Source organism: Stenotrophomonas sp. YJH_SMC_65 (assembly GCF_059369475.1).
Genome location: NZ_JCAFSR010000002.1, coordinates 467,299 through 490,461 on the forward strand (window position 1 = coordinate 467,299; position 23,163 = coordinate 490,461).

A 23,163-nucleotide genomic window follows, 5' to 3' on the forward strand; every position below is an offset into this window, starting at 1 on the left:
TAGGTGCCAACCTTGGTTGGCACGACGTTCCGGAGGAACCCCAGCATGCAAGGCCAACCCGAATACAGTGGCGGCTGCCAGTGCGGCGCGGTCCGCTTCCAGGCGCGTGGCGAGCTCACCGACAGCTCGATCTGCCATTGCCGGATGTGCCAGAAGGCGTTCGGTGCCTATTACGCGCCGCTGGTATCCGTGCGCGGCGTGCAGTTCAGCTGGACCCGCGGCCAGCCGCGCTATTTCCAGTCGTCCAACGTGGTGCGGCGTGGTTTCTGCGCCGACTGCGGTACACCCCTGACCTATGAAGCCCTGGATGGCGTGGCCGTGGCTGCCGGCGCCTTCGATGAGCCGGAACGCCTGCCACCGACGATCCAGTACGGGGTGGAGCGCAAGCTGCCGTTCGTCGACAGCCTGTCCGGCCTGCCGGCGCGGCGCACCGAGGACGACGTCGCCGCGCTGGAGTTCCTGGCCACCATCGTCTCCCACCAGCACCCCGACCACGACACCCCGCACTGGCCGCCGCGCAGTCGGTAACGCCCCTCTGCGGCCGGTCGCAGCGCCCGGCCTGCCGATGCTCTACCATAGCCACCCCCTTTCCGGTCCCCGCCCGCATGAGCAAGAACAGCCAGTGGATTGTCGGCGTCAACGCCGTCGCCTCCTCCATCGAGAACGACGCCGAGAACGTCCGCGAAGTGCTGGTCGAGGCCGGTGCGAAGAACCCGCGCCTGACCGAGATCGAAGAGAACGCCCGCCGCAAGGGCATCGATGTGCGCAAGGTGAACAGCCAGGCGCTGGACGGTGTTGGCGGTTCGGTGCGCCACCAGGGCGTGGCCGCGCGCTACGCCGCCGCCCGTACCTACAGCGAGAACGAGCTGGAAGGGCTGGTCACCGCGGCCGAGGGCAAGGCCCTGCTGCTGGTGCTCGACGAGGTGCAGGACCCGCACAACCTCGGCGCCTGCCTGCGCTCGGCCGCTGCCGCCGGGGCGACCGCGGTGATCATCCCGAAGGACAAGTCGGCCACGGTCAATGCCACTGTGCGCAAGACTTCGGCCGGTGCCGCCGACCTGATCCCGGTGGTGGCGGTGACCAACCTCTCGCGCTGCCTGAAGGACCTGCAGAAGCAGGGCGTGTGGATCTACGGCCTGGCCGGTGAAGCCACGGCCTCGCTGTACCAGCTGGACCTGAAGGGCAACATCGCGCTGGTGCTGGGCGGCGAAGCCGATGGCCTGCGCCGCCTGACCCGCGAGAACTGCGATGGCCTGGTCAAGATCCCGATGCCGGGCGAGATCGAGAGCCTGAACGTCTCCGTCGCCGCCGGCGTCAGCCTGTTCGAGGCCGTGCGCCAGCGCGGTTGATCGGCCAGCGCGATGTGATCGGGGTCAGATCCCTTTTCCAATGGGAAAAGGGATCTGACCCCGTTTCATGTCCCGCCTCACCCCGCGCTGCCGCCCAACGCCTTGAACAGCGTCACGTCGTTGTTGAGCTGGCCTTGGCGCGCGCGTGCCAGCGACAGTTCGGCATCACGCCGGGTCTGCTGCGCTTCCAGCCAGGTGCGCAGATCGGTGGCACCCACGCGGTAACGCACTTCCTGCGCGCGTTCCACTTCCACCGCTTCGTCGTATGAAGCCTGCGAGGCCGCCACCTGGCGCGCCAGCTGCTCGCGCGCCGACAGTGCGTTGTCCACTTCCGAGAGCGCGGTATACAGCGTCTTGCGGAAGTTGCTGGCGGCGATCTGGTAGGCGGTGCCGGCGATATCGGTATCCAGCTGCGCACGCTGCAGGTTGAGGAACGGCAGCGACAGGCCGGCGCCCAGCGTGGCCACCGGGTTGCGCAGTACGTCGCCCAGCGAGGTCGCGCTGGAACCGAGGCTGCCGGTCAGGCTCAGCGCAGGGTAGTACTGGGTGGCGGTGACCTTGATGGTCTTCAGGCTGTTGCGCAGGCGAAGTTCGGCCGCGCGCAGATCGGGGCGGCGGCCGAGCAGATCGGTCGGCAGGCCTTCGCTGATGGCTGGGCTGCGTGCGCCCAGCAGGTCCTGTGGTTCGTCCTGCTGGGGCCAGGGCGTGCCGTCCAGCAGCACGGTCAGCGCGTTGCGCACCTCCACCCGCTGCTGTTCCAGCGCGCTCTGCGAGGACCGCTGCGACTGCAGGTTCTGCAGTGCCTGGCGCACTTCCAGGCGCGATACCGCACCGGCGTCGAAGCGGGCCTGCACCAGTTCGCGGGTGCGTTCCAGGCGCTCCAGGTTGGCCTGGCCGGTGGCGATCGACTGGTTGAGGTAGGCCAGGTTCCAGTACTGGGTGATGGTGTCGCTGATCACCAGCAGCGCGGTGTTCTGCCGATCTTCCTCGCTGGCCTCGGCTTCCCAGCGGGCGATGTCGCGCTGGGTGCGCAGGCGGCCCCACAGGTCCACTTCCCAACCCAGCGAGACGCCGGTGGAATAGCTGCGGCGCCAATCATCAGACTGGTCGGTGGCGCGGCTGGCGCTGCCGCTCACGCCGGATGACGAGGGCTGCGGCCACAGTGCGTTGCTGGCCAGGCCGGCCTGCAGGCGCGAACGCTGCACGGCCAGGCCGGCGGCGGCCAGATCGCTGTTGGCGGCCAGCGCCTGCGCCACCAGGCGGTCCAGGCGTTCATCGCCGAAGCCGGTCCACCAGGTGTCCTGGCGGATGTCGCGGCCCGGTGTATCCAGGCTGCTGCGCGGGTCATCGGCTGGCGCGTTGAGGGTGGCATCGCCACGTCCATACTGCGCCGCCACGGCCGGGTCGTGCACCGGGTAGCGGCTGACCGACGCGCAGCCGGACAGGGCGAGTAGAACGGCACCGGCCAGCAGCAGGTGCCGGGGAGCGGGGAAGGGCAGTCGGGTCATCATCTTCATTCGCGGGCCAGGGCCTCCACCGGGTCGAGCTGCGCGGCGTTGCGCGCTGGCAGGAAGCCGAACGCAACGCCGATCAGGGTCGAGCAGGCAAACGCGGCGACGATCGAGGCGGTGGAGAACAGCACCTGGAAGTCGCTGGCGAAGCGGCCGATCATCGAGCCCAGCAGCAGGGCCAGGCCGATACCGAGCACGCCGCCGAGCAGGCAGACCAGCACCGCTTCGATCAGGAACTGCTGGCGGATATCACTCTGCCGTGCACCGACGGCCATGCGCACCCCGATCTCGCGGGTGCGCTCGGTCACCGATACCAGCATGATGTTCATCACGCCGATGCCACCGACCAGCAACGCGATGGCGGCGATGGCACCGATCAGCAGGGTCATCGTGCGCGTGGTCTGCTCGATGGTCTCGCGGATCTCGGCGCTGTTGCTGAGGAAGAAATCCTCGGTGCCATGACGCAGGGTCAGCAGGCGGGTGATCGCTTCCTGCGCGGCGTCCATCGGCGTGTCATCGTCCACGCGCACGGTGATGCTGGACACGTGGCTCTGGCCGAGCATGCGCGACATCACCGTGGTGTACGGCACCCACACGCTGAGGCTGGTGCTGCCGCCGAAGCCGAAACTCTGCCGCTTGGCCACGCCGACCACGCGCGCCGGCACGTTGCCGAGCAGGATCACCTGGCCGACCGGGTCGACATCGGGAAAGAACTGGGACTGGGTGTTCTCGTCGATCACCGCCACCTGGCCCAGGCCCTTGACCGCATCGGCATCGAAGAAGCTGCCGCTGAGCAGGGTCACGCCCTTGACCCGGAAGAACTGCTCGCCAACGCCGCTGACCTGGGCGGTGGACGACTGGTTGCGGTAACGCGCGGTGACCGAAGTCGATACGCTGGGGGTGGCGCTGTCCACGTAGCTCTGCCTTGCCAGTGCATCGGCATCGCTGGCCTTGAGCGTCTGTACGCGCGCCGAGCGCATGTCGCCGAAACCGCGGCCGGGATAGACGTCGATGGTATTGGTGCCGAGCGCGCTGATGTTCTGCAGGATCTGCTGCTGGGAGCCATTGCCCAGCGCCACCACCGAGACCACCGAGGCGATGCCGATGATGATGCCGAGCATGGTCAGGAAGGTTCGCAGCCGATGTGCGTTCATCGCCAGCAGCGCCATGCGGAACGCTTCGGTGAAGCGGTCGCGCGCGGCCCGCCAGCTGTTGCCGCGGGCGACGCCGGTACTGGCCTCGCGCTGCGCACGGTAGGTCGGCGCATTTGGGTTGGCGCGGTCGGCGATGATCTCGCCATCGCGGATTTCGATGATGCGCTGCGCGTGCTCGGCCACGCTCATGTCGTGGGTGACGATGATGATGGTGTGGCCTTCGGCATGCAGTTCGCCGAGGATCGCCATCACTTCCTCGCCGGATTTCGTGTCCAGCGCGCCGGTCGGTTCGTCGGCCAGGATCACCTCGCCGCCGTTCATCAGGGCGCGTGCGATCGACACGCGCTGCTGCTGGCCACCGGACAGCTGGCCCGGCTTGTGATGCATGCGGTCGCTCAGGCCCAGCCGCTGCAGCAGTTGCTCGGCACGCGCGTTGCGCACCGGGCCGGGGCTGCCGGCGTACACCGCCGGCACTTCCACGTTGCCGCGCGCGTCCAGGTCGCCGAGCAGGTGGTAGCGCTGGAAGATGAAACCGAAATGCTCGCGGCGCAGTTCGGCCAGTTCGTCCGGTTGCATCTTCCCGGTTTCGCGGCCGGCCACCTGGTAGCTGCCACGGGTGGGACGATCGAGGCAGCCGAGGATGTTCATCAGCGTCGACTTGCCCGAGCCGGACTGGCCGACGATGGCCACCATCTCACCGGCGTGGATGTCGAGATTGACGTCGCGCAGCACGGCGATCACATCATCGCCGGCCGGGAATTCACGTCGCAGGTCGCGCAGGCGCAGCAGCGGCGCCGTCGTGCTCATCGGCGCCCCATGCCCGGGCCGCCAACCCGCATCTGCATGCCGCCGCGGTTGCCGCCGCCGGCGCTGGCACCGGCCGCACCCGCTTCGCCGACCACCACGCGCTCGCCTTCCTTCAGCCCGGACAGGATCTCGGCCGAGGCGCCATTGTTGATGCCCACCGTGACCTTGCGCGGCTGCGGCTGGCCCTTGTCGTCCAGCACCCGCACCATGCGCTCGTCGCCACGGCGCTTCGGCTCCAGCGCCACTGCCGGCACCATCAGCACGCCCTTGGCCTGCTTGAGCAGCACCGAGACCTGCGCGGTCATGTCGATGCGCAGCGTGCCGTCCGGGTTCTCCACGTCGAACAGCGCGTTGTAGTAGACCGCGCTGCTGGAACTGGAACTGGAGGAGCTGCTGGAGCTGGATGAATTCTCGTTGGCGATCGAGGCTGGCGCCGGATTGATCTGGCGCAGCGTGGCGTGGTACTTGCGGTCCGGGTCGCCGAGCGTGGTGAAGTACACCGGCATGCCGGCCTTGATCTTGACCACGTCGGCCTCGGAGATCTCCGCATTGACGGTGACCACGTCCAGCCGCGCCAGCATGACGATGGTCGGCGCGGTCTGGTTGGCGTTCACCGTGCGGCCTTCCTCGGCCACCACCGCCACCACGGTGCCGTCCATCGGCGCGGTGATGCGGGTGTAGGCCAGGTTGGCGCGGGCGGTGCCCAGCTCGGTTTCGCGGCCCTTGATCTGCGCCTCGTAGGACTGCAGCTGGGCACGGGCGGTCTTCAGCTGCGCCTCGGCGGCATCGTATTCCTGGCGCGAGGTGGCCTCGGCGGCCAGCATCTGCTGCTGGCGCGCGAATTCCAGTTCGGCCTGGCGCAGGGTGGCCTGCTGGACGGCGCGCTGGGCGGTGACCTGGTCCAGCGAGGCCTGCGCGTTGAGCACCTGGTTCTGCTGGGTGGTGGCGTCGATCTCGGCAATCAGGTCGCCTTCCTTCACGGTGTCGCCCAGCTGCACCTTCAGCGACTTGATCTGGCCCGAGGCCTGCGCACCGACGCTGACCAGCTTGTAGGCATCGATCACGCCGGTGGCGTCCACCGTCTGCTCGATGTCACCGCGGCTGACCGGCGAGGTGGCCACCGCCGGCGCGGCGGGCTTGCGCAGCAGCCACCAGGCGGTGGCGGCGACGATCAGGGCAAGCAGGGCGATCAGTATCAGGCGACTCCGGCGTGTCGCGGGCAGCAGGCGGAACGTCACGTCGTGGCTTCACTCTCGGGGCCGCGCGTGCGGCGTTGGCGGGCATTGTGAAGACCGGGCGATGGACGGCTCAATCCTCGGGGTATGTCTGTATGTAACACTGTCGGTGAATACGCGTAACCACAGGTATCCCGCCCGTGGGTGGATACACTGGTACGCATTGCCCCGGATGCGGTTCAGCTGCCGACACGGGATGATCGCGACATGGAGACTGAAAACCCGATGCATCGACTGCTGATCGTCGACGACGACAACGACATCCGCACGCTGCTGGCCGAGCAGCTCGGCCGCGCCGGTTACCTGGTGAGCACGGCGGCCGATGGCACCGCCATGCGCCAGCTGCTGGACCGCGAGCACGTGGACCTGATCGTGCTCGACCTCAACCTGCCGCGCGAGGATGGCCTGACCCTGTGCCGTGACCTGCGTGCGCGTTCGAACACGCCGGTGATCATGCTGACCGCACGCGCCGAGCCGATCGATCGCGTGCTGGGCCTGGAAATGGGCGCCGATGACTACCTGGCCAAGCCGTTCGAACCGCGCGAGCTGCTGGCACGCATCCGCAACGTGCTGCGCCGGACCGAGGCGCTGCCGGCCAACCTGGAGCCGCTGGCGGTGCGCCGTGCGCGCTTCTCGCGCTGGGTGTTCGACCTGGAACATCGCCACCTGGTCGATCCGGATGACCGCGTGGTGGTGCTGTCCGGCGCCGAGTTCCGCCTGCTGCGGGTGTTCATCGCGCACGCCAACAAGGTGCTGTCGCGCGAGCAGCTGGTCGCGCTCAGCAGTGGCCGCAACTACGAGGCACAGGACCGCGCGATCGACCTGCAGGTCAGCCGCCTGCGCAACAAGCTGGGCGACGACGGTGGCCCGGACGGACTGATCAAGACCGTGCGCAACGAGGGCTACGTGCTGGCCTCCGCGGTCAACCTGGAATAAGCCGCGATGAAGCGCCTGCGCCATTTCCTGTCCTCGATGGTCGGGCGGTTGTTCGTGATCCTGCTGCTGGGCATGGCGGTGGCTGCGATCGGCGCGACCATGCTGGCCACTTCCAAGCGCCAGCAGGAGTTCGAGCGGCAGAACCTGAACCGCATCGCCGACCGCCTGCAGGGCTACGTCAACCTGCTGGACGGCAATCCGGAGCTGCGCGAGCGCCTGCTGGCGATCGGCGGGCCGAGCGTGCGCGCGCTGCAGCCCGGAGCCCGCCTCGGGCGTGCCGACACGGCGCTGATGGAAGTGCTGGAAGACCGCCCCGGACCGGTGTCGCGCGCGCATGTGCACTTCGCTTCGTTCCGCTCCTGCATTCCCAAGCTGCAGGACCTGCTGCCGCCGCCACCGCCGGGTCACCGGCGGCCGCCGCGCGAACGCGACCCGGCGTTCATCCCGCCCAAGTGCCGCGCGGTGGACGTGACCCTCAACGACGGCACGCTGCTGAAACTGGCGCTGGACTCGCCGGCGGTGGCGCACAACGGCATCCTCGCCGTGGACCCGTGGTTCCTGACCCTGCTGGTGCTGGCGATTGCCGTGCTGGCCTATATCGTTGCGCGCATGGCCAGTGCGCCACTGCAGGAACTGGCCGCCGCTGCCGAGGATCTCGGCGACGATCTGCAGCGCGACCCGTTGCCATTGCGCGGGCCGCGTGAAGTGCAGCGCGCCGCCGAAGCCTTCAACGCCATGCAGCACCGCCTGCAGCGGCACCTGGCCGAACGCACGCAGATGCTGGCGGCGATCACCCATGACCTGCAGACGCCGCTGACCCGGTTGCGCCTGCGCCTGGAGAATGTCAGCGACGAAGCCCTGCGCGAGCGCCTGATCGGTGACCTGGCGGCGATGCAGGCGCTGGTGCGCGAGGGCCTGGAACTGGCCCGCAGTGCCGAGAGTGCCGAGCAGCGCGCCGCACTCGACCTGGATTCACTGCTGGAGAGCATCGTCGAGGACACCGCCGAAGGCGGCGCCGACGTGGTCTTCGAGGGGGGCAGTGGTTCGGTGCTGATGCTGCGTCCGCTGGCCATGCACCGCCTGTTCTCCAACCTGGTGGACAACGCGGTGATGTACGCGCAACGGGCGCGGGTACGGGTCGAGCGCAGCGGCGGTGCGATCACCGTAGTGGTGGCCGATGACGGTCCCGGCCTGGCCGAAGAGCAGCTGGAGGCGGTGTTCGATCCGTTCGTGCGGGTGGAAACCTCGCGTTCGCGCCAGACCGGCGGGGCCGGCCTGGGCCTGACCATCGCCCGCGCCCTGGCCGAGAAGGACGGCGCGCGGCTGTGGCTGCGCAACCGGGCCGAAGGTGGCCTGGAGGCGGTGGTGCAGTGGCCGGCCAGTGCCCAGGTGGTGGCGCCCGGCCGCGCCGGCTGAGCCGGCGGGCCGCGGACGGTGACGCCGGGGCCGGGGTTTGGCCTATCATCTGCCCATCTCCCCAGTCTCCCCTCGATGAGCCAGCCCGTTCCCGCCGGCATGCCAGTGCGCGCTGCCCGGCTGTTCCCGCACGCTGCCGCGCCCTGCAGCCGCACCTGGCCGCCGCTGCTGCGGTGATGGGCGGGCAGGGGGACGAGGGGCGCTGGGTGGAGCGCCGCGCATCAGGATTCAGGCGGGCACTGCGGCAGGGCCTGCTGTGGTTGCTGCTGGCCCTCGCGCTGCCGCTGGCGGCACAGGAGGGCGCGCCCCCGCTGCGCGACTACGCCATCGATGTATGGACCTCGCGCAACGGCCTGCCGCACAACTCGCTGCGCGACATCGCACAGACGCCGGAGGGCCATCTGTGGTTCGCCACCTGGGAAGGGCTGGTGCGCTACAACGGACTGGACTTCACCGTGTTCGACCGCAGTACGCGCCCGGGCCTGCGCGACAACGGCATCGGCGCACTGTTCGTCGACCGCCAGGGCGGGCTGTGGATCAGCGATTCGCGCGGCAACGTCAGCCACCGCGGCAGCGACGGCCAATGGCGGGTCTGGGAGCACCAGGCCGGTACACCGCAGGTGCTGATCCAGTCCATGCAGATGGACAGCCAGGGCCGGCTGTGGCTGCTGTACGAAGGCAAGGGCATCGGCTACCTGACGCCGGATGCCGGCATCGTCTACCAGGCACCGGCGGCGGACCTGCCGATGGCGATGAGCTTCACCAAGCTGGTGGTCGATGCACAGGACCGGGTATGGGTCGGCACGCTCGACGGGCTGGTGCTGCGCGACAACGACGGCGTGCTCAAGCGCGCGCCCGCCGCGTGGGGGCTGGGCGCCGGCAGCGGCCTGTCGTGGCCGTACCGGGCACCGGATGGCGCGCTGTGGATCGTCGCCGGCGAGCGCCTGTACCGGGTGGAGGACGACCAGCTGGTGCTGGTGCACCGCCTGCCGGGCCAGCTGCACATGACCTCGATGCTGCAGGACCGGCATGGCGATCTGTGGCTGGGTACCGAGAACCAGGGCCTGCTGCGCATTTCCGCCCATGGCCTGGAGCGGCTGCCGGCCGGCCTGAACCTGCCGGGCGGACGCGTGGTCAGCCTGCGCGAGGATGCCGAAGGCAGCATCTGGGTGGGAGCCAATGGGGGCCTGTACCGCCTGCGCGAAACACTGTTCAGCAGCTTCACCGAGCGCGATGGGCTCAGTGGCGACTACGTGCGCACGGTGTTCGAGGATCGCGACCGCCAGCTGTGGGTCGGCAGCGCCAGCGGCCTTGACCTCCAGACCCGCGACGGTCGTTTCCGCGCGGTGCCGCTGCACAACCGCGGCGGCAAGGCGCCCTCGGTACTGAGCCTGGCACAGGGGCCGGACGGTGACCTGTGGGTGGGAACCTTCGGCGACGGCGTTTACCGGCTGGGTCGCGATGGGGGCCTGCGCCACAACTATGCGGCGGCTGACGGCATGCCGGGCGGCAACATCCGTGCGATCACCGTTGACCCGCAGGGCGTGGTCTGGGCCGGCACGCAGAAGGGCGTGGTGCGCATCGACGGCGACCGGGTGCAGGTCTCGAACGTGCCGGGCATGCCCGGCGGCCTGATCACCGCGCTCGAGCATGACCACCAGGGCAACCTGTGGATCGGCACCATCGAAGGCATCCGCGTGCTGCGTGGCGACCACGTGCAGTCGATCGACCTGGCCCCGCTGGGGGGCGGCCGCAGCGTGTTCGGTTTCCACCAGCTGGGCGATGCGATGTGGATCAGCAGTGATCGTGGCCTGTACCGCTGGCGCAACGGTGCGCTGGCGCGGGTCGGCCTGGAGCAGGGCATGCCGGTGGACGCGGTGTTCCAGCTGGTGCCGGACCGCCTCGGCAATGTCTGGATCAGCAGCAACCGTGGTGTGCTGCGCACCGACATGGCCACCCTCAATGCGGTGGCCGATGGCCGCACGCCGCGGGTGGTGCTGGAGCGCTACAACGAGATCGACGGCATGGCCAATGCACAGGCCAATGGCAGCTCCAGTCCATCGGCGATCCTGCGCCAGGATGGCACGTTCTGGGTGGTCACCGCCGGTGGCCTGAGCACGGTCGACCCGCAACGCCTGCAGCGTTTCCGCGAGCGGCCATCGCCGCCGGCGGCGATCGAGAGCGTGCAGGTGGATGGTGCGCCGGTGCACTGGGAGGGACCGGATCGCAATTACATTCCCGGTGGCCGCCGGTTGGCGGTGAGCTATGTCGGCCTGAGCTACCTGATGTCCGACCGGATCCGCTACCGCACGCGGCTGGATGGCCTCGATGCCGGCTGGGTCGAGCGTGGCCCGCAGCGCAGCGTCGAGTTCGTTGGCCTGCCGCCGGGCGACTACACCCTGCATGTGGCTGCGGCGCATCCGGGCGGCAGCTGGGGCCAACAGGAGGCGGTGTGGAGCTTCAGCGTCGAGCCGTTCTGGTGGCAGCGGCGCAGCGTGCAGGCGCTGGGCGGGCTGTTGCTGCTGGCCGGCCTGGTGGCACTGTACCGCCTGCTGCTGCAGCAGCTGAAGGCCAGCAACCTGCGCCTGGCGCGGCGGGTGGACGACGCGACCTTCGACCTGCAGGCCAAGACCGTGCACCTGCAGGCGCTGAACCAGGAAAAGACCGAGCTGGCCGAACGCCTGGCGCGCCAGGCCGAAGCCTTCGAGCGCCAGGCCCGCGAGGATGCGCTGACCGGGCTGGCCAACCGCCGCGGCTTCGACGAGACGCTGGCGCGTGACTTCGCCCGTTCGCAGCGCAGTGGTCATCCACTGTGCCTGGTGGTGCTGGACATCGACCATTTCAAGGACGTCAACGACCGCCACAGCCACAGCATCGGCGATGCCGTGCTGGTGCAGGTGGCGACGCTGATCGCAGCCGCCAGCCGCGACTCCGACCTGCCGGCGCGAACCGGCGGCGAAGAGTTCGCGCTGCTGCTCAACGACACCCGCCTGGAGGAAGCCGCGCAGCTGTGCGCGCGCCTGCGCGGCCTGTTCCATGACCACCCCGACTGGGCCGGTGTGGAAGGCCTGCGCGTGACCTTCAGTGCGGGGCTGGTGGAGCTGGATGCCGACGACCGCACCCCGGCGCTGCTGTACCAGCGCGCCGACCGCGCGCTGTACCGCGCCAAGAGCGACGGCCGCGATCGCACGAGCATTGGTTGATCGCATCCACGCATGGCGTGGATCTACTGTGCGGCGATTGATTCGCCACCATGCATCGATGGAACGACGTCGGCCTGTAGAGTCGAGCCGTGCTCGACCACCGCGCGGCAGCGCGGAAAAAGGTGCAGCCGAGCATGGCCCGGCTCTACAGAAAGCGCTGTCTTACCGCGGCCAGGCGTTGGCGATGGTGCAGAACAGCCGCGCGGTCTGCTCGGTGTCATATACCGCGCTGTGCGCTTCATTCGCATCCCAACCCAGCCCGGCGGCAGTGGCCGCACGCGCCAGCACGGTCTGGCCGTAGGCGATACCGGCCAGGGTGACCGTGTCGAACACGCTGAACGGATGGAACGGGTTGCGCTTGTGGCCGGTCCGCGCCACGGCCGCGTTGACGAAGCCGAGGTCGAAATGGGCATTGTGGCCAACCAGGATCGCGCGCTGGCAGCCGTACTTCTTCATCGCCGCACGCACCGGAGTGAAGATGTGGTCCAACGCCGCTTTTTCTTCCTTGGCCAGCCGGAACGGATGGTCGAGGATGATGCCGGTCACTTCCAGCGACTTCGGGTCGATCTCCAGGCCCTCGGCCGGGACCACGTGGGCACTGGCGGTCTGGCCGGGGTAGAGCAGGCCGTTCTCGTCCATCTCGATCGGCACCGCAGCGATTTCCAGCAGCGCGTTGCGCTGGCTGTCGAAGCCGCCGGTTTCGACATCCACCACCACCGGCAGGAAGCCGCGGAAGCGTTGTGACATCGCGCGCTGCGCCTGGGGAACTGCGGAATCGGGAACGGCGGCAGGTGCGGGGATGGGGTCAGTCATGCGTGAATTCTATCAGAGCGGCCCTGAGCGCCCGGCCAAGCAGCCCATGCCAGCCACCGTGGTGGCACGAACGCAGAACCCGGTAGGTGCCAACCTTGGTTGGCACATGACGCGCCGACCAAGGTCGGCATCTACCGAACCGCTGGCCGCGCAGGTGTGGCCGAGGGAGACCACCGCGCCAACCAGGCGTCCACGCTCAGCTTGCCGGCGCCGGTGAAGATCAGCGGCAGCAGCATGGCCATGAACAGCACCGGCAGCTTGAAGTTGCCGAAGCCCTGGTCGCTGATCGCATAGCCCATGGCCAGGTCGGCCAGCGAGTTCCACTCCATCGGCCAATGCACCGCATAGGTGGCTACCACGGTCAGCACCAGCAGGCTCGCGGCGGCGAAACGGGTGCCGAAACCGAACAGCAGGCAGGCCGCCCCGAGCAGTTCGAACCAGGTCGCCAGTTGCCAGTTCAGGGTGGCCGGCAACTGGTCGAACGGGAATGGAAAGGCGTCCTGCAGGTCGGCGAACCAGTTCTGGCCGCGCAGCTTCTCGCGGCCGGATTCGAAGAATTCCCAGGCCAGCAGCAGGCGCAGGCCGAGCGGGGCCAACCAGGGGGCGAGACGGTCCAGCTGGTCACGCGCGGCGGCCAGGGTCGGAAGGTTCATCAGGGGATCTCCGCAAATGGGGTGTCAGGGCGGGGCGGTGAGCGGGCCGATCACGCCGGCCTGCAGGAACTGCCGCAGCAGCGCGGCACCGGGGCCGGCCAGCGCGTCTTCGGCCAGCCCATGCGTGGTGGCGAGGCGTTGCAGGTACGTACGGCCTTCCAGCCCAGGCTGTTCACCGACGCTGGACAGCAGGTGCACCGCCAAGGGGCTGAGCGCGGCGAATCGCACTTCACCGTCGGCTTCGCGGCGGACCAGCAGGCCGGTGGGTTCTGGGAGGGGCTGGGTCGGCGCATCCTCTGCACCGAGACGGTGCACCGGCCACTGGTACAGCAGCGGCCACGCCAGCGGCGAACGCTGCAGCGGCACCCGCAGCGGATCGACATCGCCAGGCGCAGGAAGTGGCTCGGCCTGCAACTGGTACAGCGCGGTTTCCACCCACTCGTAGTGGGCCAGTTCGGCCAGCGCCGGGTGCGGCAGCTGCGGCTGTGCCTGCAGCCACTGCACGAACTCGGCGGCCAGCTCGGTGAACAGGGGGGTCTGGCAGCGATGGGTGGCGAAGTAGTGGCGCACCAGCGCGCTCCATGCCGGTTCGCCGAGCAGGCGGACGCAGACCGGGAAACCGTTGCTCAGGAGCCCGAGCAGGTTGTTGAACAGCAGGTGCTGGTACACCGCCAACCGGCGTGCATCCAGGCCGGCCGGTGCCGGCACCGCCTGTGGATCGCGCAGGTGCGCGGTGAACGCGTGCTGCTGCGCGCGCAGGGTGTCGATAGCGTCAGCCATGTGCAGCCCCGGCGTGTGCGGCCTGCAGGCGGCGGATGGTCTGCAGTTCGCCCTGCAGTTCCGCATAGGGCGGGAAATTGAAATCGCGTTCGAGCAGGGTGGGGCGTGGGCCGATGCGAGCATAGGTACGCGCCAGCAGCTCCCAGACCGGATCAATCACCGCGCTGCCATGGGTATCGATCTTCAGGTCGGGTGCCTCGTCCAGGTGCCCGGCCACGTGCAGGCAGACGATGCGCTGCGCGGGCAGGCCGACGATGAAGGCATCGGCATCGTAGCCGTGGTTGCAGGCGTTGACGTAGACGTTGTTGACGTCCAGCAGCAGGTCGCAGTCGGCTTCGGCGAGCACCGCATTGGTGAACGCCAGCTCGTCCATCGCCGGTTCCGGCGCCAGGTAGTAGGACACGTTCTCCACCGCGATGCGGCGGCCGAGCAGGTCCTGCACGCGGCGGATGCGCTGCGCGGTATGGCGCACGGCTTCGTCGGTGAAGGGGATCGGCAGCAGGTCGTACAGGTGGCCGTCGTCGCTGCAGTAGCTCAGGTGCTCGCTGTACAGCGGCACGCGGTGCTTTTCGAGGAACCGGCCGACCTGCTCCAGCAGCGGGGTGTCCAGGGCGGCACTGCCGCCCAGCGACAGCGACAGGCCGTGGCAGCTCAGCGGATGGCGGTGTGCCAGTTCGGCCAGGGCATCACCGGCCGGGCCGCCGACATGGATCCAGTTCTCCGGCGCGCATTCCAGGAAGTCGAAGTCGCCTGCCGGAGCGTCACGCAGATCCTGCAGCAGCGCCCGGCGCAGGCCCAACCCTGCAGCCGCCGCGCGAAGCGGCGACTGCGGGTGGACGAGGCTGGCGCGGACGTCAGTGCTTGCCACCGCACTTGCCTTCGCCGCACTTGCCTTCAGCCGACTTCGTGTCGCCGGTCTTGGCCTTGGCGCCCGCTGCGCCGGCAGCCTTGCCCTTGTCGGCACCGCACTTGCCTTCGCCGGTCTTGCCGTCGGCACCACACTTGCCTTCGGCGTGCTTGGTCGCGTCGGCTGCCATCTTGGTATCGGCGGCCTTGGCATCGGTGCTGGCCTTGGCTGCCTGGCCGGCCACCAGGTAGCCCTGGGCGAGGTCGCTCATGCTCAGCGCCGAGGCGCTGGCGGTCATGCCCAGGCCGGCGGCCAGGGCGGTAGCGGTCAGCAGGGACAGCGTCTTGTTGGAACTGCTCATCGGTCTTACTCCTGGGTGGTGGGCAGGTGCCCGGGGTGAATCGATGGTGCAGCGATCCTACTCAACGAATCCTCGCCAAGAACTCAAATTTTCGTGAGATCTGTTACAGAAGCATCCGGCAGGTCCGCACCGGGCACGCGTGGCGCCCACAATGCGGATGAAACACCCCAAAAAAGAAGGCCGCTGTCACCAGGACAGCGGCCACCTTGGAGTCGACTCCGGTGTTGCAGTGCAGCGTCAGGGCTGGCCGGTGCTGGAGGTCTCGTCGCGCTTTTCACGCGGTGGCAGCGGCTGCTCGCCATGCACCAGGAACCATACGTTCTCGGCGATGTTGGTGGCGTGGTCGCCCACGCGCTCCAGGTTCTTGGCCATGAACAGCAGGTGCGTGCACGGGGTGATGTTGCGCGGGTCTTCCATCATGTAGGTCAGCAGCTCGCGGAACAGCGCGGTGTACTGCGCGTCCAGGCGGGCGTCGTCCTCACGCAGTTCCAGCGCGGCATCAGCATCGTTGTCGCGGTAGGCGGCAATGGCACGCCGGACCTGCTGCGCGGCCAGGCGGCCCAGTGCACGCAGGCCCTGGATCTGCGGCAGCGGCGGCACCTTGCCCAGCGCGATCGAGCGCTTGGCGACGTTGGCAGCGTAGTCACCGATGCGCTCGATGTCGGCCGGAATGCGCAGGCCGGCAAGGATCTCGCGCAGGTCGCGCGCCATCGGGCCACGCAGCGCCAGGCGCATCACGTCGTGGCTGATCTGCTGTTCCAGCGCATCGATCGCCTCGTCGTTGGCGATGATGCGATGGGCAGCGTTCTCGTCGCGCTTCTCGATCACGTCCATCGACGCTTCGAGCTGGGCGACGGCCATCTCGCCCATGCGCACGATCTCGGCCACCAGGCGCTGCTGCTCTTCGTCGTAGCTCTTGACGATGTGGTCGTTGGGAAGGTTCATGGTTGTTCCACTCTGTAGAGTCGAGCCACGCTCGACTGATGGTGTCTGCAGGGTCGAGCCGTGCTCGACTGACGTTTCAGCCGAAGCGGCCGGTGATGTAGTCCTCGGTCTGCCGCTGCGACGGCTGCGAGAAGATCACTTCGGTGCGGTCGTGCTCGATCAGGTCGCCCAGGTACATGAAGGCGGTGTAGTCGGACACGCGAGCGGCCTGCTGCATGTTGTGGGTGACGATCACGATGGTGTACTCGTGTTTGAGTTCTTCCACCAGCTGCTCGATGCGGCTGGTCGAGATCGGATCCAGCGCCGAGGTCGGCTCGTCCAGCAGCAGCACCGACGGGCGCAGGGCCACGGCACGGGCGATGCACAGGCGCTGCTGCTGGCCGCCGGACAGGCCCAGTGCGCTCTGCCCCAGCTTGTCCTTCACTTCGTCCCACAGCGCGCCCTGGCGCAGCGCCTGCTCGACGCGGTCGGCCATGTCGGCCTTGCTCAGCTTCTCGTGGTGGCGGATGCCGTAGGCCACGTTCTCGAAGATGGTCATCGGGAACGGCACCGGCTTCTGGAACACCATGCCGACCTTGCTGCGCAGGCGGTTCATCGGGTACTTCGGCGACAGGATGTTCTCGCCGTCCAGCAGCACTTCACCGCGCGCTTCCAGCTTCGGGTACAGCGCGTAGATGCGGTTGAAGATGCGCAGCAGGGTCGACTTGCCGCAACCGGAAGGACCGATCAGCGCGGTCACGCGCTTTTCCGGGATTTCCAGGTTGATGCCCTTCAGGGCGTGGAACTTGTCGTAGTAGAAGTCCAGTCCACGCGCAGCCAGCTTCACCGGCGACGGCGTGTGCAGGCTCTCGTGCGAGGACGGCACGGCGATGCGCTGCATCGGCACGGCGTTGGAAAGGTCGTTCATGGCGTTATCCACGGAAAGGTCAGTCATGGGAGATACGGTTGCGCAGCAGGATGCCGCGGGCGGCAAGGCTGACCAGCAACACGAAGACAGTCAGCACCAGGGCACCGGCCCAGGCCAGCACCTGCCAGGATTCATACGGGCTGCCGGCGAACTGGTTCATCACCACCGGCACCGAGGCCATCGGCTGGAAGATGTTGTTGTTCCAGTACTGGTTGCCGAAGGCGGTGAACAGCAGCGGTGCGGTCTCGCCGGAGATGCGGGCCAGTGCCAGCAGGATGCCGGTGATGATGCCGGCCGAGGCACTGCGGTACAGCACCTGCACGATCACCTTCCACTGCGGGATGCCCAGCGACAGGGCCGCTTCGCGCATCTGCGAGGGCACCAGGCGCAGCATCTCGTCGGTGGTGCGTACCACCACCGGCAGCACGATGAAGGCCAGCGACAGCGCACCGGCGAACGCCGAGAAGTTGCCGCCGGTCTGCATCACGTACAGGGTGTAGACGAACAGGCCGAGCACGATGGACGGGGCCGACAGCAGGATGTCGTTGACGAAGCGGACCACGGTGCCGGCCTTGCGGGCGTTGCCGTACTCGGCCAGCCAGGTGCCCGCCAATACGCCCAGCGGGGTGCCGATGCCGATGGCCAGCGCACACATCACGGCGCTGCCGAAGAACGCGTTGGCGAGGCCGCCTTCCTGCATCGGCGGCGGCGTCATCTTGGTGAACAGATCCAGGTTGATGCCGGCCAGGCCCTTGGAGGCCAGGGTGAACAGGATCCAGCCCAGGAAGAACAAACCGAACAGCGCGGTGGCGCAGGAGGCGGTGATCGCAACGACATTGCCGATGCGGCGGCGCAGGTACAGGGAGTCAGCGGTGCTGGACATCAGTTGCCCTCCTTGCGGGACAGGCGCATCAGCATCAGGCGGGCGATGGCGAGCACCACGAAGGTGACGATGAAGAGGACGAAGCCGAGCAGCAGCAGGGCCGAACGGTAGGTTTCAGTGGCTTCACCGAAATCGTTGGCGATCAGCGCAGCAATGGTGGTGCCCGGTTCCAGCAGCGACGGCGACAGGCGCACGCTGTTGCCGATCACGAAGGCCACCGCCATCGTCTCGCCGAGGGCGCGGCCGAGGCCGAGGAAGATGCCGCCGATCACCGCCGAGCGGGTGTAGGGCAGCACGATGTCCCAGCTCACTTCCCACTTGGTGGAGCCCAGCGCATAGGCCGATTCCTTCAGGCGGGTCGGCACGGTCAGGAACACTTCGCGCATCACCGAGGAGATGAACGGAATGACCATGATCGCCAGCACGAAACCGGCGGTGAGCATGCCGATGCCCAGCGGCGGGCCCTGGAACATCGGGCCGATGATCGGCCATTCGCCCAGGGTCTCGTTGAGGAACGGCGTGACGTACTCGGTCATCACCGGCACCAGCACGAACAGGCCCCACATGCCGTAGATGATCGAGGGAATGCCGGCCAGCAGTTCGATGGCTGTGCCGACCGGGCCACGCAGCCAGCGTGGTGCGACTTCGGTGAGGAAGAAGGCGATGCCGAAGCTGACCGGCACGGCGATGACCATCGCGATGACGGCGGTGACCAGGGTGCCGTAGATCGGGGCGAGCGCGCCGAACTTGTTTTCGACCGGATTCCAGTCGGCGGAGAAGAAGAAGCTCAGGCCCTGCATCTGCAGGGCATGGCGGCCGCCCCACAGCATCGACAGCGCGGCGCAGGCCAGGGCGATCAGGACGAAGATGACGGTGCCGACCAGCACCCATCGGAACAGTTTGTCGTTGCGGGCATCACGCGCATCACGCGTGGACGGGGCGGCTACAGGCTGGGCGATGGCATTCATGGGGACGGCAGGGCCAGGAAGGGGCGGGGCGGCACGGCGTGGAAGCGGTGCCCGCGCGGGGCGGGCACCGTCGAGTCCGTCACTTCAGGTCGGTCGCCCAGTAGGCCTCGATCTGCTTGACCAGTTCGGCCGGCAGCGGCACGTAGTGCAGCTCGTTGGCTTGGGCCTGGCCGTTCTCGAAGGCCCACTTGAAGAAGGCCAGGGTGTCCTGGTTGCGCTTGGCGTCCTTCGGCTGCTTCTGCATCAGCATGAAGTTGGTGGCGGTGATCGGCCACGCCTGCTCGCCCGGGGCGTTGGTGATGACCAGGTTGAAGTCCTTGGCGCTGGCCCAGTCGGCGCTGGCGGCCGCCGCGGCGAAGGTTTCCGCGCTGGGCTCGACCCAGTTGCCGGCGGCGTTCTGCATGGCGGTGTACGGCATGCCGTTCTGCAGCGCGTAGGCCAGCTCGACGTAGCCGATGGAGCCCTTGATCTGCTTCACGTACGAAGCGACGCCTTCATTGCCCTTGCCACCGACGCCGTCCGGCCACTGCACCGAGGTGCCTTCGCCGACCTTGCTCTTCCACTCCGGGCTGACCTTGGACAGGTAGTTGGAGAAGTTGAAGGTGGTGCCCGAACCGTCCGAACGGTGGACCAGGGTGATCTTGCCGTCCGGCAGCTTCACGCCCGGGTTGGCGGCGACGATGGCCGGATCGTTCCAGGTCTTGACCTTGCCCAGGAAGATGTCGGCCAGCAGGGCGCCGCTCAGGCGCAGCTTGCCGGCTTCCAGGCCTTCGATGTTGACCACCGGCACCACGCCGCCGATGGCCGACGGGAACTGGGCCAGGCCGGCCTGTGCCAGCTCTTCGCTGCTCAGCGGCTTGTCGGAGGAGCCGAAGTCGACGGTGCCGGCCTTGATCTGGGCGATGCCGCCGCCGGAGCCGATCGACTGGTAGTTGATCTTGGCCCCGGTGGTGGCGTTGTAGTCGGCCGACCACTTGGAGACCAGCGGGAAGATGAAGGACGCGCCCGCGCCGGACACTTCGGCGGTCACCTTGGCACCGGCAGCGGCCGGGGCAGCGGCACCGTCGGCCGCCGGCTGCTGCGCGGCCTGCTTGTCGCCACCGCAGGCCGACAGGCCCAGGGCGATGGCCAGGGAAAGGGCGGCAAGGCCGGCCGAGTGCAGTTTCATGGTCACTCCATAGCGGGGAAGAGCCGACGTGGTCGGCGGATGCGGCTATGAAATGATGTTTTTGTTACAGCCGTATTACGACCATGACAGAGGTGTCCTGGATCACGTTCTGACAAGGGTTTCACCGGGTTGGCCCCCATCCGGCAGAGCCCCGGAGACCCCGGATCTGCGCACCGGTATGGCGGCCGGTTGGCCCTTGTGGAGTCAAGCCATGTTCGACGGCTCCCTGCCCTCGGTAGGTGCGGACCGTCGGTCCGCACGCTCCAGCACCCAGCCGAGCGTGGGCTCGGCGCTGCAGAGGCAGATGCATGCATCCCCGAAAACAAGAAGAGCGCGAGATCTCGAGGATCTCGCGCCCGGTTGGGGCCGGCGGGGGAGAGAGGACCCGCCGGCCCCGTTCCTGCGGGGGAACGGGCTTACTTCAGGTTCTGCGACCAGTAGGTCTCGATCTGGCGGACCAGGCTGTCCGGCAGCGGCACGTAGTCCAGCTGGCGGGCCTGGGCGTCGCCGCTCTTGTAGACCCAGCGGAAGAACTCCTGGGTGGCCTTGCCGTTGGCAGCGTTCTTCGGCTTCTTGTGCACCAGGATGAAGTTGGTGGCGGTGATCGGCCAGGACTCGGCGCCCGGGGCGTTGGTCATCACCAGGTAGAAGTCCTTGGCGCTGGCCCAGTCGGCGCTGGCGGCAGCGGCGGCGAACGATGCATCGCTCGGCTGGACGAACCTGCCGGCAGCGTTCTTCATCGCCGTGTACGACAGCTTGTTCTGCAGTGCGTAGGACAGTTCGACGTAGCCGATGCCGCCCTTGATCTGCTTCACGTAGGCAGCAACGCCTTCGTTGCCCTTGCCGCCGATGCCGGCCGGCCACTGGACCGAGGTGCCTTCACCGACCGAGCTCTTCCACTCCGGGCTGACCTTGGACAGGTAGTTGACGAAGTTGAAGGTGGTGCCCGAACCATCCGAGCGGTGCACGACGGTGATCTTGGCGCTCGGCAGGGTCACGCCCGGGTTCAGCGCGGCGATGGCCGGGTCGTTCCAGGTCTTGATCTTGCCCAGGAAGATGTTGGCCAGCACGGTGCCGTCCAGCTTGAGTGCGCCCGGGGCGATGCCGGCCACGTTGACCACCGGCACCACGCCGCCGATCACCGACGGGAACTGGGCCAGGCCCGAGGCGGCCAGTTCTTCCGGCTTCAGCGGTGCATCGGAAGAGCCGAAATCAACGGTCTTGGCCTTGATCTGCGCAATGCCGCCGCCGGAACCGATCGACTGGTAGTTGACCTTGTTGCTGGTGGCAGCGTTGTAGTCGGCCGACCACTTCGACATCACCGGGTAGATGAACGAGGCGCCCGCGCCGGTGATTTCAGCGGCGTTGGCGGCGAACACGGACGACGCTGCGAAGACGGCAACGGCAACGCGCGACTTGAAGGCGTGGATCACGGGGTGGCTCCTGGGTTGATTGGAATGCGGGGTTACCCGCCCGGCGCACATTCCATAACGGTTCGATGACAGCGCGGGGACCGTTGTATGACGCATCCGTTACAGCGCTGGCTGACGCTTGCGCAGCGCGGGCCGTGAAGGTTTCGCGCAGCGGCTGAGGCGGTCGTGCGGGCACAAGGGAGGTGCGCCGGCGCCGGCTGCGGTCACCTTGCATAGGTGGCCGATGAGGTGACGGCTGCCTCCCTTCGCGCGGTCTGCGCCTGGCGTTGCGCAGGGATTCCGCGTCATCCGCGCGAAGCCGGGCGGTGCGGACCAGGGTGACCCGGCGGCTTGCCCGCGTGTCGGTGCCGATACACCACGCCATGGGGCGCAAGGGATCGATAAGCATGTGCGCGCAAATGAGTCGTACGCATGACCGCACGAAGAAATCTGTGGTTGGTGCTCAATCTGTCATTCGGCTGTCATGGTTTTAACGGAACGTTCGCAAAACGCTTGACCGGCCTGCCGGCGTGGCGTTCTGCCCAAGCCATTCCAACCCTCTGGAGAAATCCAAAATGCGTTCCCATTTGCTCGCCGCCGCGGTCGTTGCAAGCCTCGGTCTGGTTTCCGCCGACGCCTTCGCAGCCCCCGCCAGCTCGGGCGTGTCCCAGGCACAGTTGCAGCAGCTGCAGGCACAGATCGCTGCGCTGCAGGCCCAGGTCCAGCAGTTGCAGAACGATTCGCAGGCGCTGCAGGCGCAGTCCGACGCGCAGTCCGAAGTGAACATCACCCAGGCGCAGGCCCTGGAAGGTGCGCAGAAGACCCAGACCAGCGTCGACAAGCTGGCCAAGCTGGTCAATGACAACAAGATTGGCGGTCGCATGTTCTTCGACCTGACCAACATCGACAAGACCAGCAACGGCAAGGACACCGCCGCCAGCGGCACCGGCCTGGACGTCAAGCGCTTCTACCTGACCGTCGACCACAAGTTCAACGACATCTGGTCGGCCAACCTGACCACCGACTTCCAGTACAGCTCGGCCATCGGCAACACCGAACTGTTCGTCAAGAAGGCCTACGTGCAGGGCAGCTTCGACCCGGCCTTCAACCTGCGCGTCGGTGCCGCCGACATGCCGTGGATCCCGTACGTCGAGAAGTTCTACGGCATGCGCTATGTCGAGAACACCCTGACCGACCGCCTGAAGTACGGCAACTCGTCCGACTGGGGCCTGCATGGCTTCGGCAACCTGGGCAACAACTTCAACTACGCCGTCTCGGTCGTGTCCGGCGCCGGCTACAAGAACCCGACCCGCAGCAAGGGCATGGACGTGGAAGGCCGCGTGGCCTACACCCCGAACGAGAACTTCGTGGTCGCCGTCGGCGGCTACAGCGGCAAGCTGGGCAAGGAAACCGACATCCAGAGCGCCGAGAACACCTACACCCGCGCCAACGCGATGGTGGCCTACGCCGACAGCAACTTCCGCGTCGGCGGCGAGTACTTCCAGGCCAAGAACCTCAACAACGTGCTGACCGTTGCCACCGACAAGACCAGTGGCTGGTCGGTGTGGGGCAGCGTGCGCGTGACCGACGGCGGCATCAACGTGTTCGGTCGTTACGATGACACCGACGTCAGCAAGACCCTGGACCCGACCCTGAGCGACAAGTACTGGAACGTCGGCGTCGAGTTCCCGGTCATGAAGAACCTCAAGCTGTCGACCGTGTACAAGTACACGCACCTGGCCAACGCCAGCGACAAGAAGAACGACAAGACCAAGGAATTCGGCGTCTGGGGCGACCTGTCGTTCTGATCTCCTG

20 protein-coding genes are annotated in these 23,163 nt (G+C 67.7%); 6 read left to right on the forward strand and 14 right to left on the reverse strand.

What is annotated here, in order from left to right; genetic code table 11:
- Nucleotides 1-45: 45 nt before the first annotated feature.
- Nucleotides 46-528, forward strand: a complete 483-nt coding sequence (locus AC5P7A_RS05165) for a GFA family protein (protein ID WP_049442199.1) — start codon at nucleotides 46-48, stop codon at nucleotides 526-528.
- Between the two features lie 77 nt (nucleotides 529-605).
- Nucleotides 606-1,349, forward strand: a complete 744-nt coding sequence (rlmB, locus tag AC5P7A_RS05170; protein WP_005408775.1) for a 23S rRNA (guanosine(2251)-2'-O)-methyltransferase RlmB — start codon at nucleotides 606-608, stop codon at nucleotides 1,347-1,349.
- 77 nt (nucleotides 1,350-1,426) lie between these two features.
- On the opposite strand, the gene AC5P7A_RS05175 is transcribed toward rlmB, so the two are convergent.
- The 3 genes from AC5P7A_RS05175 to AC5P7A_RS05185 are packed head-to-tail and all read right to left on the reverse strand — an operon-like array spanning nucleotide 1,427 to nucleotide 6,059.
- The gene (locus AC5P7A_RS05175) at nucleotides 1,427-2,866 is read right to left on the reverse strand and encodes a TolC family protein (protein WP_329855753.1); all 1,440 of its coding nucleotides are present in this window, start codon (nucleotides 2,864-2,866) and stop codon (nucleotides 1,427-1,429) included.
- The gene (locus AC5P7A_RS05180; protein ID WP_049442200.1) at nucleotides 2,863-4,821 is read right to left on the reverse strand and encodes a MacB family efflux pump subunit; all 1,959 of its coding nucleotides are present in this window, start codon (nucleotides 4,819-4,821) and stop codon (nucleotides 2,863-2,865) included. Before AC5P7A_RS05180 ends, AC5P7A_RS05175 begins: the two co-directional genes overlap by 4 nt.
- Entirely contained in the window at nucleotides 4,818-6,059 is a 1,242-nt protein-coding gene (locus AC5P7A_RS05185; protein WP_445391481.1) for an efflux RND transporter periplasmic adaptor subunit, read from the reverse strand. Before AC5P7A_RS05185 ends, AC5P7A_RS05180 begins: the two co-directional genes overlap by 4 nt.
- 204 nt (nucleotides 6,060-6,263) lie before the next feature.
- On the opposite strand from AC5P7A_RS05185, the gene AC5P7A_RS05190 reads away from it, so the two are divergent.
- The 3 genes from AC5P7A_RS05190 (at nucleotide 6,264) to AC5P7A_RS05200 (ending at nucleotide 11,611) form a co-directional block, all read left to right on the forward strand.
- Complete coding sequence (locus AC5P7A_RS05190; RefSeq protein ID WP_041863210.1) at nucleotides 6,264-6,992, forward strand: response regulator; 729 nt, start codon at nucleotides 6,264-6,266, stop codon at nucleotides 6,990-6,992.
- A gap of 6 nt (nucleotides 6,993-6,998) precedes the next feature.
- Complete coding sequence (locus AC5P7A_RS05195) at nucleotides 6,999-8,408, forward strand: ATP-binding protein (RefSeq protein ID WP_032956880.1); 1,410 nt, start codon at nucleotides 6,999-7,001, stop codon at nucleotides 8,406-8,408.
- Between the two features lie 176 nt (nucleotides 8,409-8,584).
- Nucleotides 8,585-11,611 (forward strand): ligand-binding sensor domain-containing diguanylate cyclase, encoded by a 3,027-nt coding sequence (locus AC5P7A_RS05200; RefSeq protein WP_041864114.1) that lies wholly within the window; start codon nucleotides 8,585-8,587, stop codon nucleotides 11,609-11,611.
- 162 nt (nucleotides 11,612-11,773) lie between these two features.
- Here AC5P7A_RS05200 and rnt read toward each other — a convergent pair whose 3' ends face one another.
- The 11 genes from rnt to pstS (AC5P7A_RS05255) all read right to left on the reverse strand — a co-directional run bounded on the left by rnt (nucleotide 11,774) and on the right by pstS (AC5P7A_RS05255) (nucleotide 21,369).
- Nucleotides 11,774-12,424: a ribonuclease T gene (rnt, locus tag AC5P7A_RS05205; RefSeq protein WP_041863214.1), complete on the reverse strand. Its 651-nt coding sequence runs from the start codon at nucleotides 12,422-12,424 to the stop codon at nucleotides 11,774-11,776.
- 131 nt (nucleotides 12,425-12,555) lie between these two features.
- Nucleotides 12,556-13,077, reverse strand: coding sequence for an HvfX family Cu-binding RiPP maturation protein (locus AC5P7A_RS05210; RefSeq protein WP_032956524.1), 522 nt, complete (start codon nucleotides 13,075-13,077; stop codon nucleotides 12,556-12,558).
- A 24-nt stretch (nucleotides 13,078-13,101) separates the two neighbouring features.
- Nucleotides 13,102-13,857 carry an HvfC family RiPP maturation protein gene (locus AC5P7A_RS05215; protein ID WP_495219935.1) on the reverse strand — a complete coding sequence of 252 codons (756 nt, stop codon included), beginning with the start codon at nucleotides 13,855-13,857 and terminating at the stop codon, nucleotides 13,102-13,104.
- Nucleotides 13,850-14,725, reverse strand: coding sequence for an HvfB family MNIO-type RiPP peptide maturase (locus AC5P7A_RS05220; RefSeq protein WP_495219936.1), 876 nt, complete (start codon nucleotides 14,723-14,725; stop codon nucleotides 13,850-13,852). Before AC5P7A_RS05220 ends, AC5P7A_RS05215 begins: the two co-directional genes overlap by 8 nt.
- Entirely contained in the window at nucleotides 14,712-15,065 is a 354-nt protein-coding gene (locus tag AC5P7A_RS05225) for an HvfA family oxazolone/thioamide-modified RiPP metallophore (protein ID WP_014646537.1), read from the reverse strand. Before AC5P7A_RS05225 ends, AC5P7A_RS05220 begins: the two co-directional genes overlap by 14 nt.
- A 237-nt stretch (nucleotides 15,066-15,302) precedes the next feature.
- On the reverse strand, nucleotides 15,303-16,010 hold the full coding sequence (phoU, locus tag AC5P7A_RS05230; RefSeq protein WP_005408787.1) for a phosphate signaling complex protein PhoU: 708 nt from the start codon (nucleotides 16,008-16,010) through the stop codon (nucleotides 15,303-15,305).
- Nucleotides 16,011-16,086: 76 nt separating this feature from the next.
- Complete coding sequence (gene pstB / locus AC5P7A_RS05235) at nucleotides 16,087-16,917, reverse strand: phosphate ABC transporter ATP-binding protein PstB (protein WP_005408788.1); 831 nt, start codon at nucleotides 16,915-16,917, stop codon at nucleotides 16,087-16,089.
- A 19-nt stretch (nucleotides 16,918-16,936) separates the two neighbouring features.
- Nucleotides 16,937-17,800: a phosphate ABC transporter permease PstA gene (gene pstA / locus AC5P7A_RS05240; RefSeq protein WP_014646538.1), complete on the reverse strand. Its 864-nt coding sequence runs from the start codon at nucleotides 17,798-17,800 to the stop codon at nucleotides 16,937-16,939.
- A complete protein-coding gene (pstC, locus tag AC5P7A_RS05245; protein ID WP_005412771.1) occupies nucleotides 17,800-18,768 on the reverse strand; it encodes a phosphate ABC transporter permease subunit PstC in 969 nt (322 codons plus the stop codon). Before pstC ends, pstA begins: the two co-directional genes overlap by 1 nt.
- A 79-nt stretch (nucleotides 18,769-18,847) precedes the next feature.
- Nucleotides 18,848-19,936, reverse strand: a complete 1,089-nt coding sequence (pstS, locus tag AC5P7A_RS05250) for a phosphate ABC transporter substrate-binding protein PstS (protein WP_014646539.1) — start codon at nucleotides 19,934-19,936, stop codon at nucleotides 18,848-18,850.
- A 416-nt stretch (nucleotides 19,937-20,352) separates the two neighbouring features.
- On the reverse strand, nucleotides 20,353-21,369 hold the full coding sequence (gene pstS, locus AC5P7A_RS05255) for a phosphate ABC transporter substrate-binding protein PstS (RefSeq protein ID WP_014646540.1): 1,017 nt from the start codon (nucleotides 21,367-21,369) through the stop codon (nucleotides 20,353-20,355).
- Nucleotides 21,370-21,923: 554 nt separating this feature from the next.
- On the opposite strand from pstS (AC5P7A_RS05255), the gene AC5P7A_RS05260 reads away from it, so the two are divergent.
- The gene (locus AC5P7A_RS05260) at nucleotides 21,924-23,156 is read left to right on the forward strand and encodes a porin (RefSeq protein WP_014646541.1); all 1,233 of its coding nucleotides are present in this window, start codon (nucleotides 21,924-21,926) and stop codon (nucleotides 23,154-23,156) included.
- Nucleotides 23,157-23,163: the final 7 nt, after the last annotated feature.

Coding starts and splice junctions, on each gene's coding strand:
- phoU (WP_005408787.1), bottom strand. CDS start 16,010: ATGAACCTTCCCAACGACCACATCGTCAAGAGCTACGACGAAGAGCAG.
- AC5P7A_RS05180 (WP_049442200.1), bottom strand. CDS start 4,821: ATGAGCACGACGGCGCCGCTGCTGCGCCTGCGCGACCTGCGACGTGAA.
- pstB (WP_005408788.1), bottom strand. CDS start 16,917: ATGAACGACCTTTCCAACGCCGTGCCGATGCAGCGCATCGCCGTGCCG.
- AC5P7A_RS05225 (WP_014646537.1), bottom strand. CDS start 15,065: ATGAGCAGTTCCAACAAGACGCTGTCCCTGCTGACCGCTACCGCCCTG.
- AC5P7A_RS05210 (WP_032956524.1), bottom strand. CDS start 13,077: ATGAACCTTCCGACCCTGGCCGCCGCGCGTGACCAGCTGGACCGTCTC.
- rnt (WP_041863214.1), bottom strand. CDS start 12,424: ATGACTGACCCCATCCCCGCACCTGCCGCCGTTCCCGATTCCGCAGTT.
- AC5P7A_RS05175 (WP_329855753.1), bottom strand. CDS start 2,866: ATGAAGATGATGACCCGACTGCCCTTCCCCGCTCCCCGGCACCTGCTG.
- AC5P7A_RS05215 (WP_495219935.1), bottom strand. CDS start 13,857: ATGGCTGACGCTATCGACACCCTGCGCGCGCAGCAGCACGCGTTCACC.
- rlmB (WP_005408775.1), top strand. CDS start 606: ATGAGCAAGAACAGCCAGTGGATTGTCGGCGTCAACGCCGTCGCCTCC.
- AC5P7A_RS05260 (WP_014646541.1), top strand. CDS start 21,924: ATGCGTTCCCATTTGCTCGCCGCCGCGGTCGTTGCAAGCCTCGGTCTG.
- AC5P7A_RS05195 (WP_032956880.1), top strand. CDS start 6,999: ATGAAGCGCCTGCGCCATTTCCTGTCCTCGATGGTCGGGCGGTTGTTC.
- pstC (WP_005412771.1), bottom strand. CDS start 18,768: ATGAATGCCATCGCCCAGCCTGTAGCCGCCCCGTCCACGCGTGATGCG.
- pstA (WP_014646538.1), bottom strand. CDS start 17,800: ATGTCCAGCACCGCTGACTCCCTGTACCTGCGCCGCCGCATCGGCAAT.
- pstS (WP_014646539.1), bottom strand. CDS start 19,936: ATGAAACTGCACTCGGCCGGCCTTGCCGCCCTTTCCCTGGCCATCGCC.
- AC5P7A_RS05200 (WP_041864114.1), top strand. CDS start 8,585: ATGGGCGGGCAGGGGGACGAGGGGCGCTGGGTGGAGCGCCGCGCATCA.
- AC5P7A_RS05190 (WP_041863210.1), top strand. CDS start 6,264: ATGGAGACTGAAAACCCGATGCATCGACTGCTGATCGTCGACGACGAC.
- AC5P7A_RS05165 (WP_049442199.1), top strand. CDS start 46: ATGCAAGGCCAACCCGAATACAGTGGCGGCTGCCAGTGCGGCGCGGTC.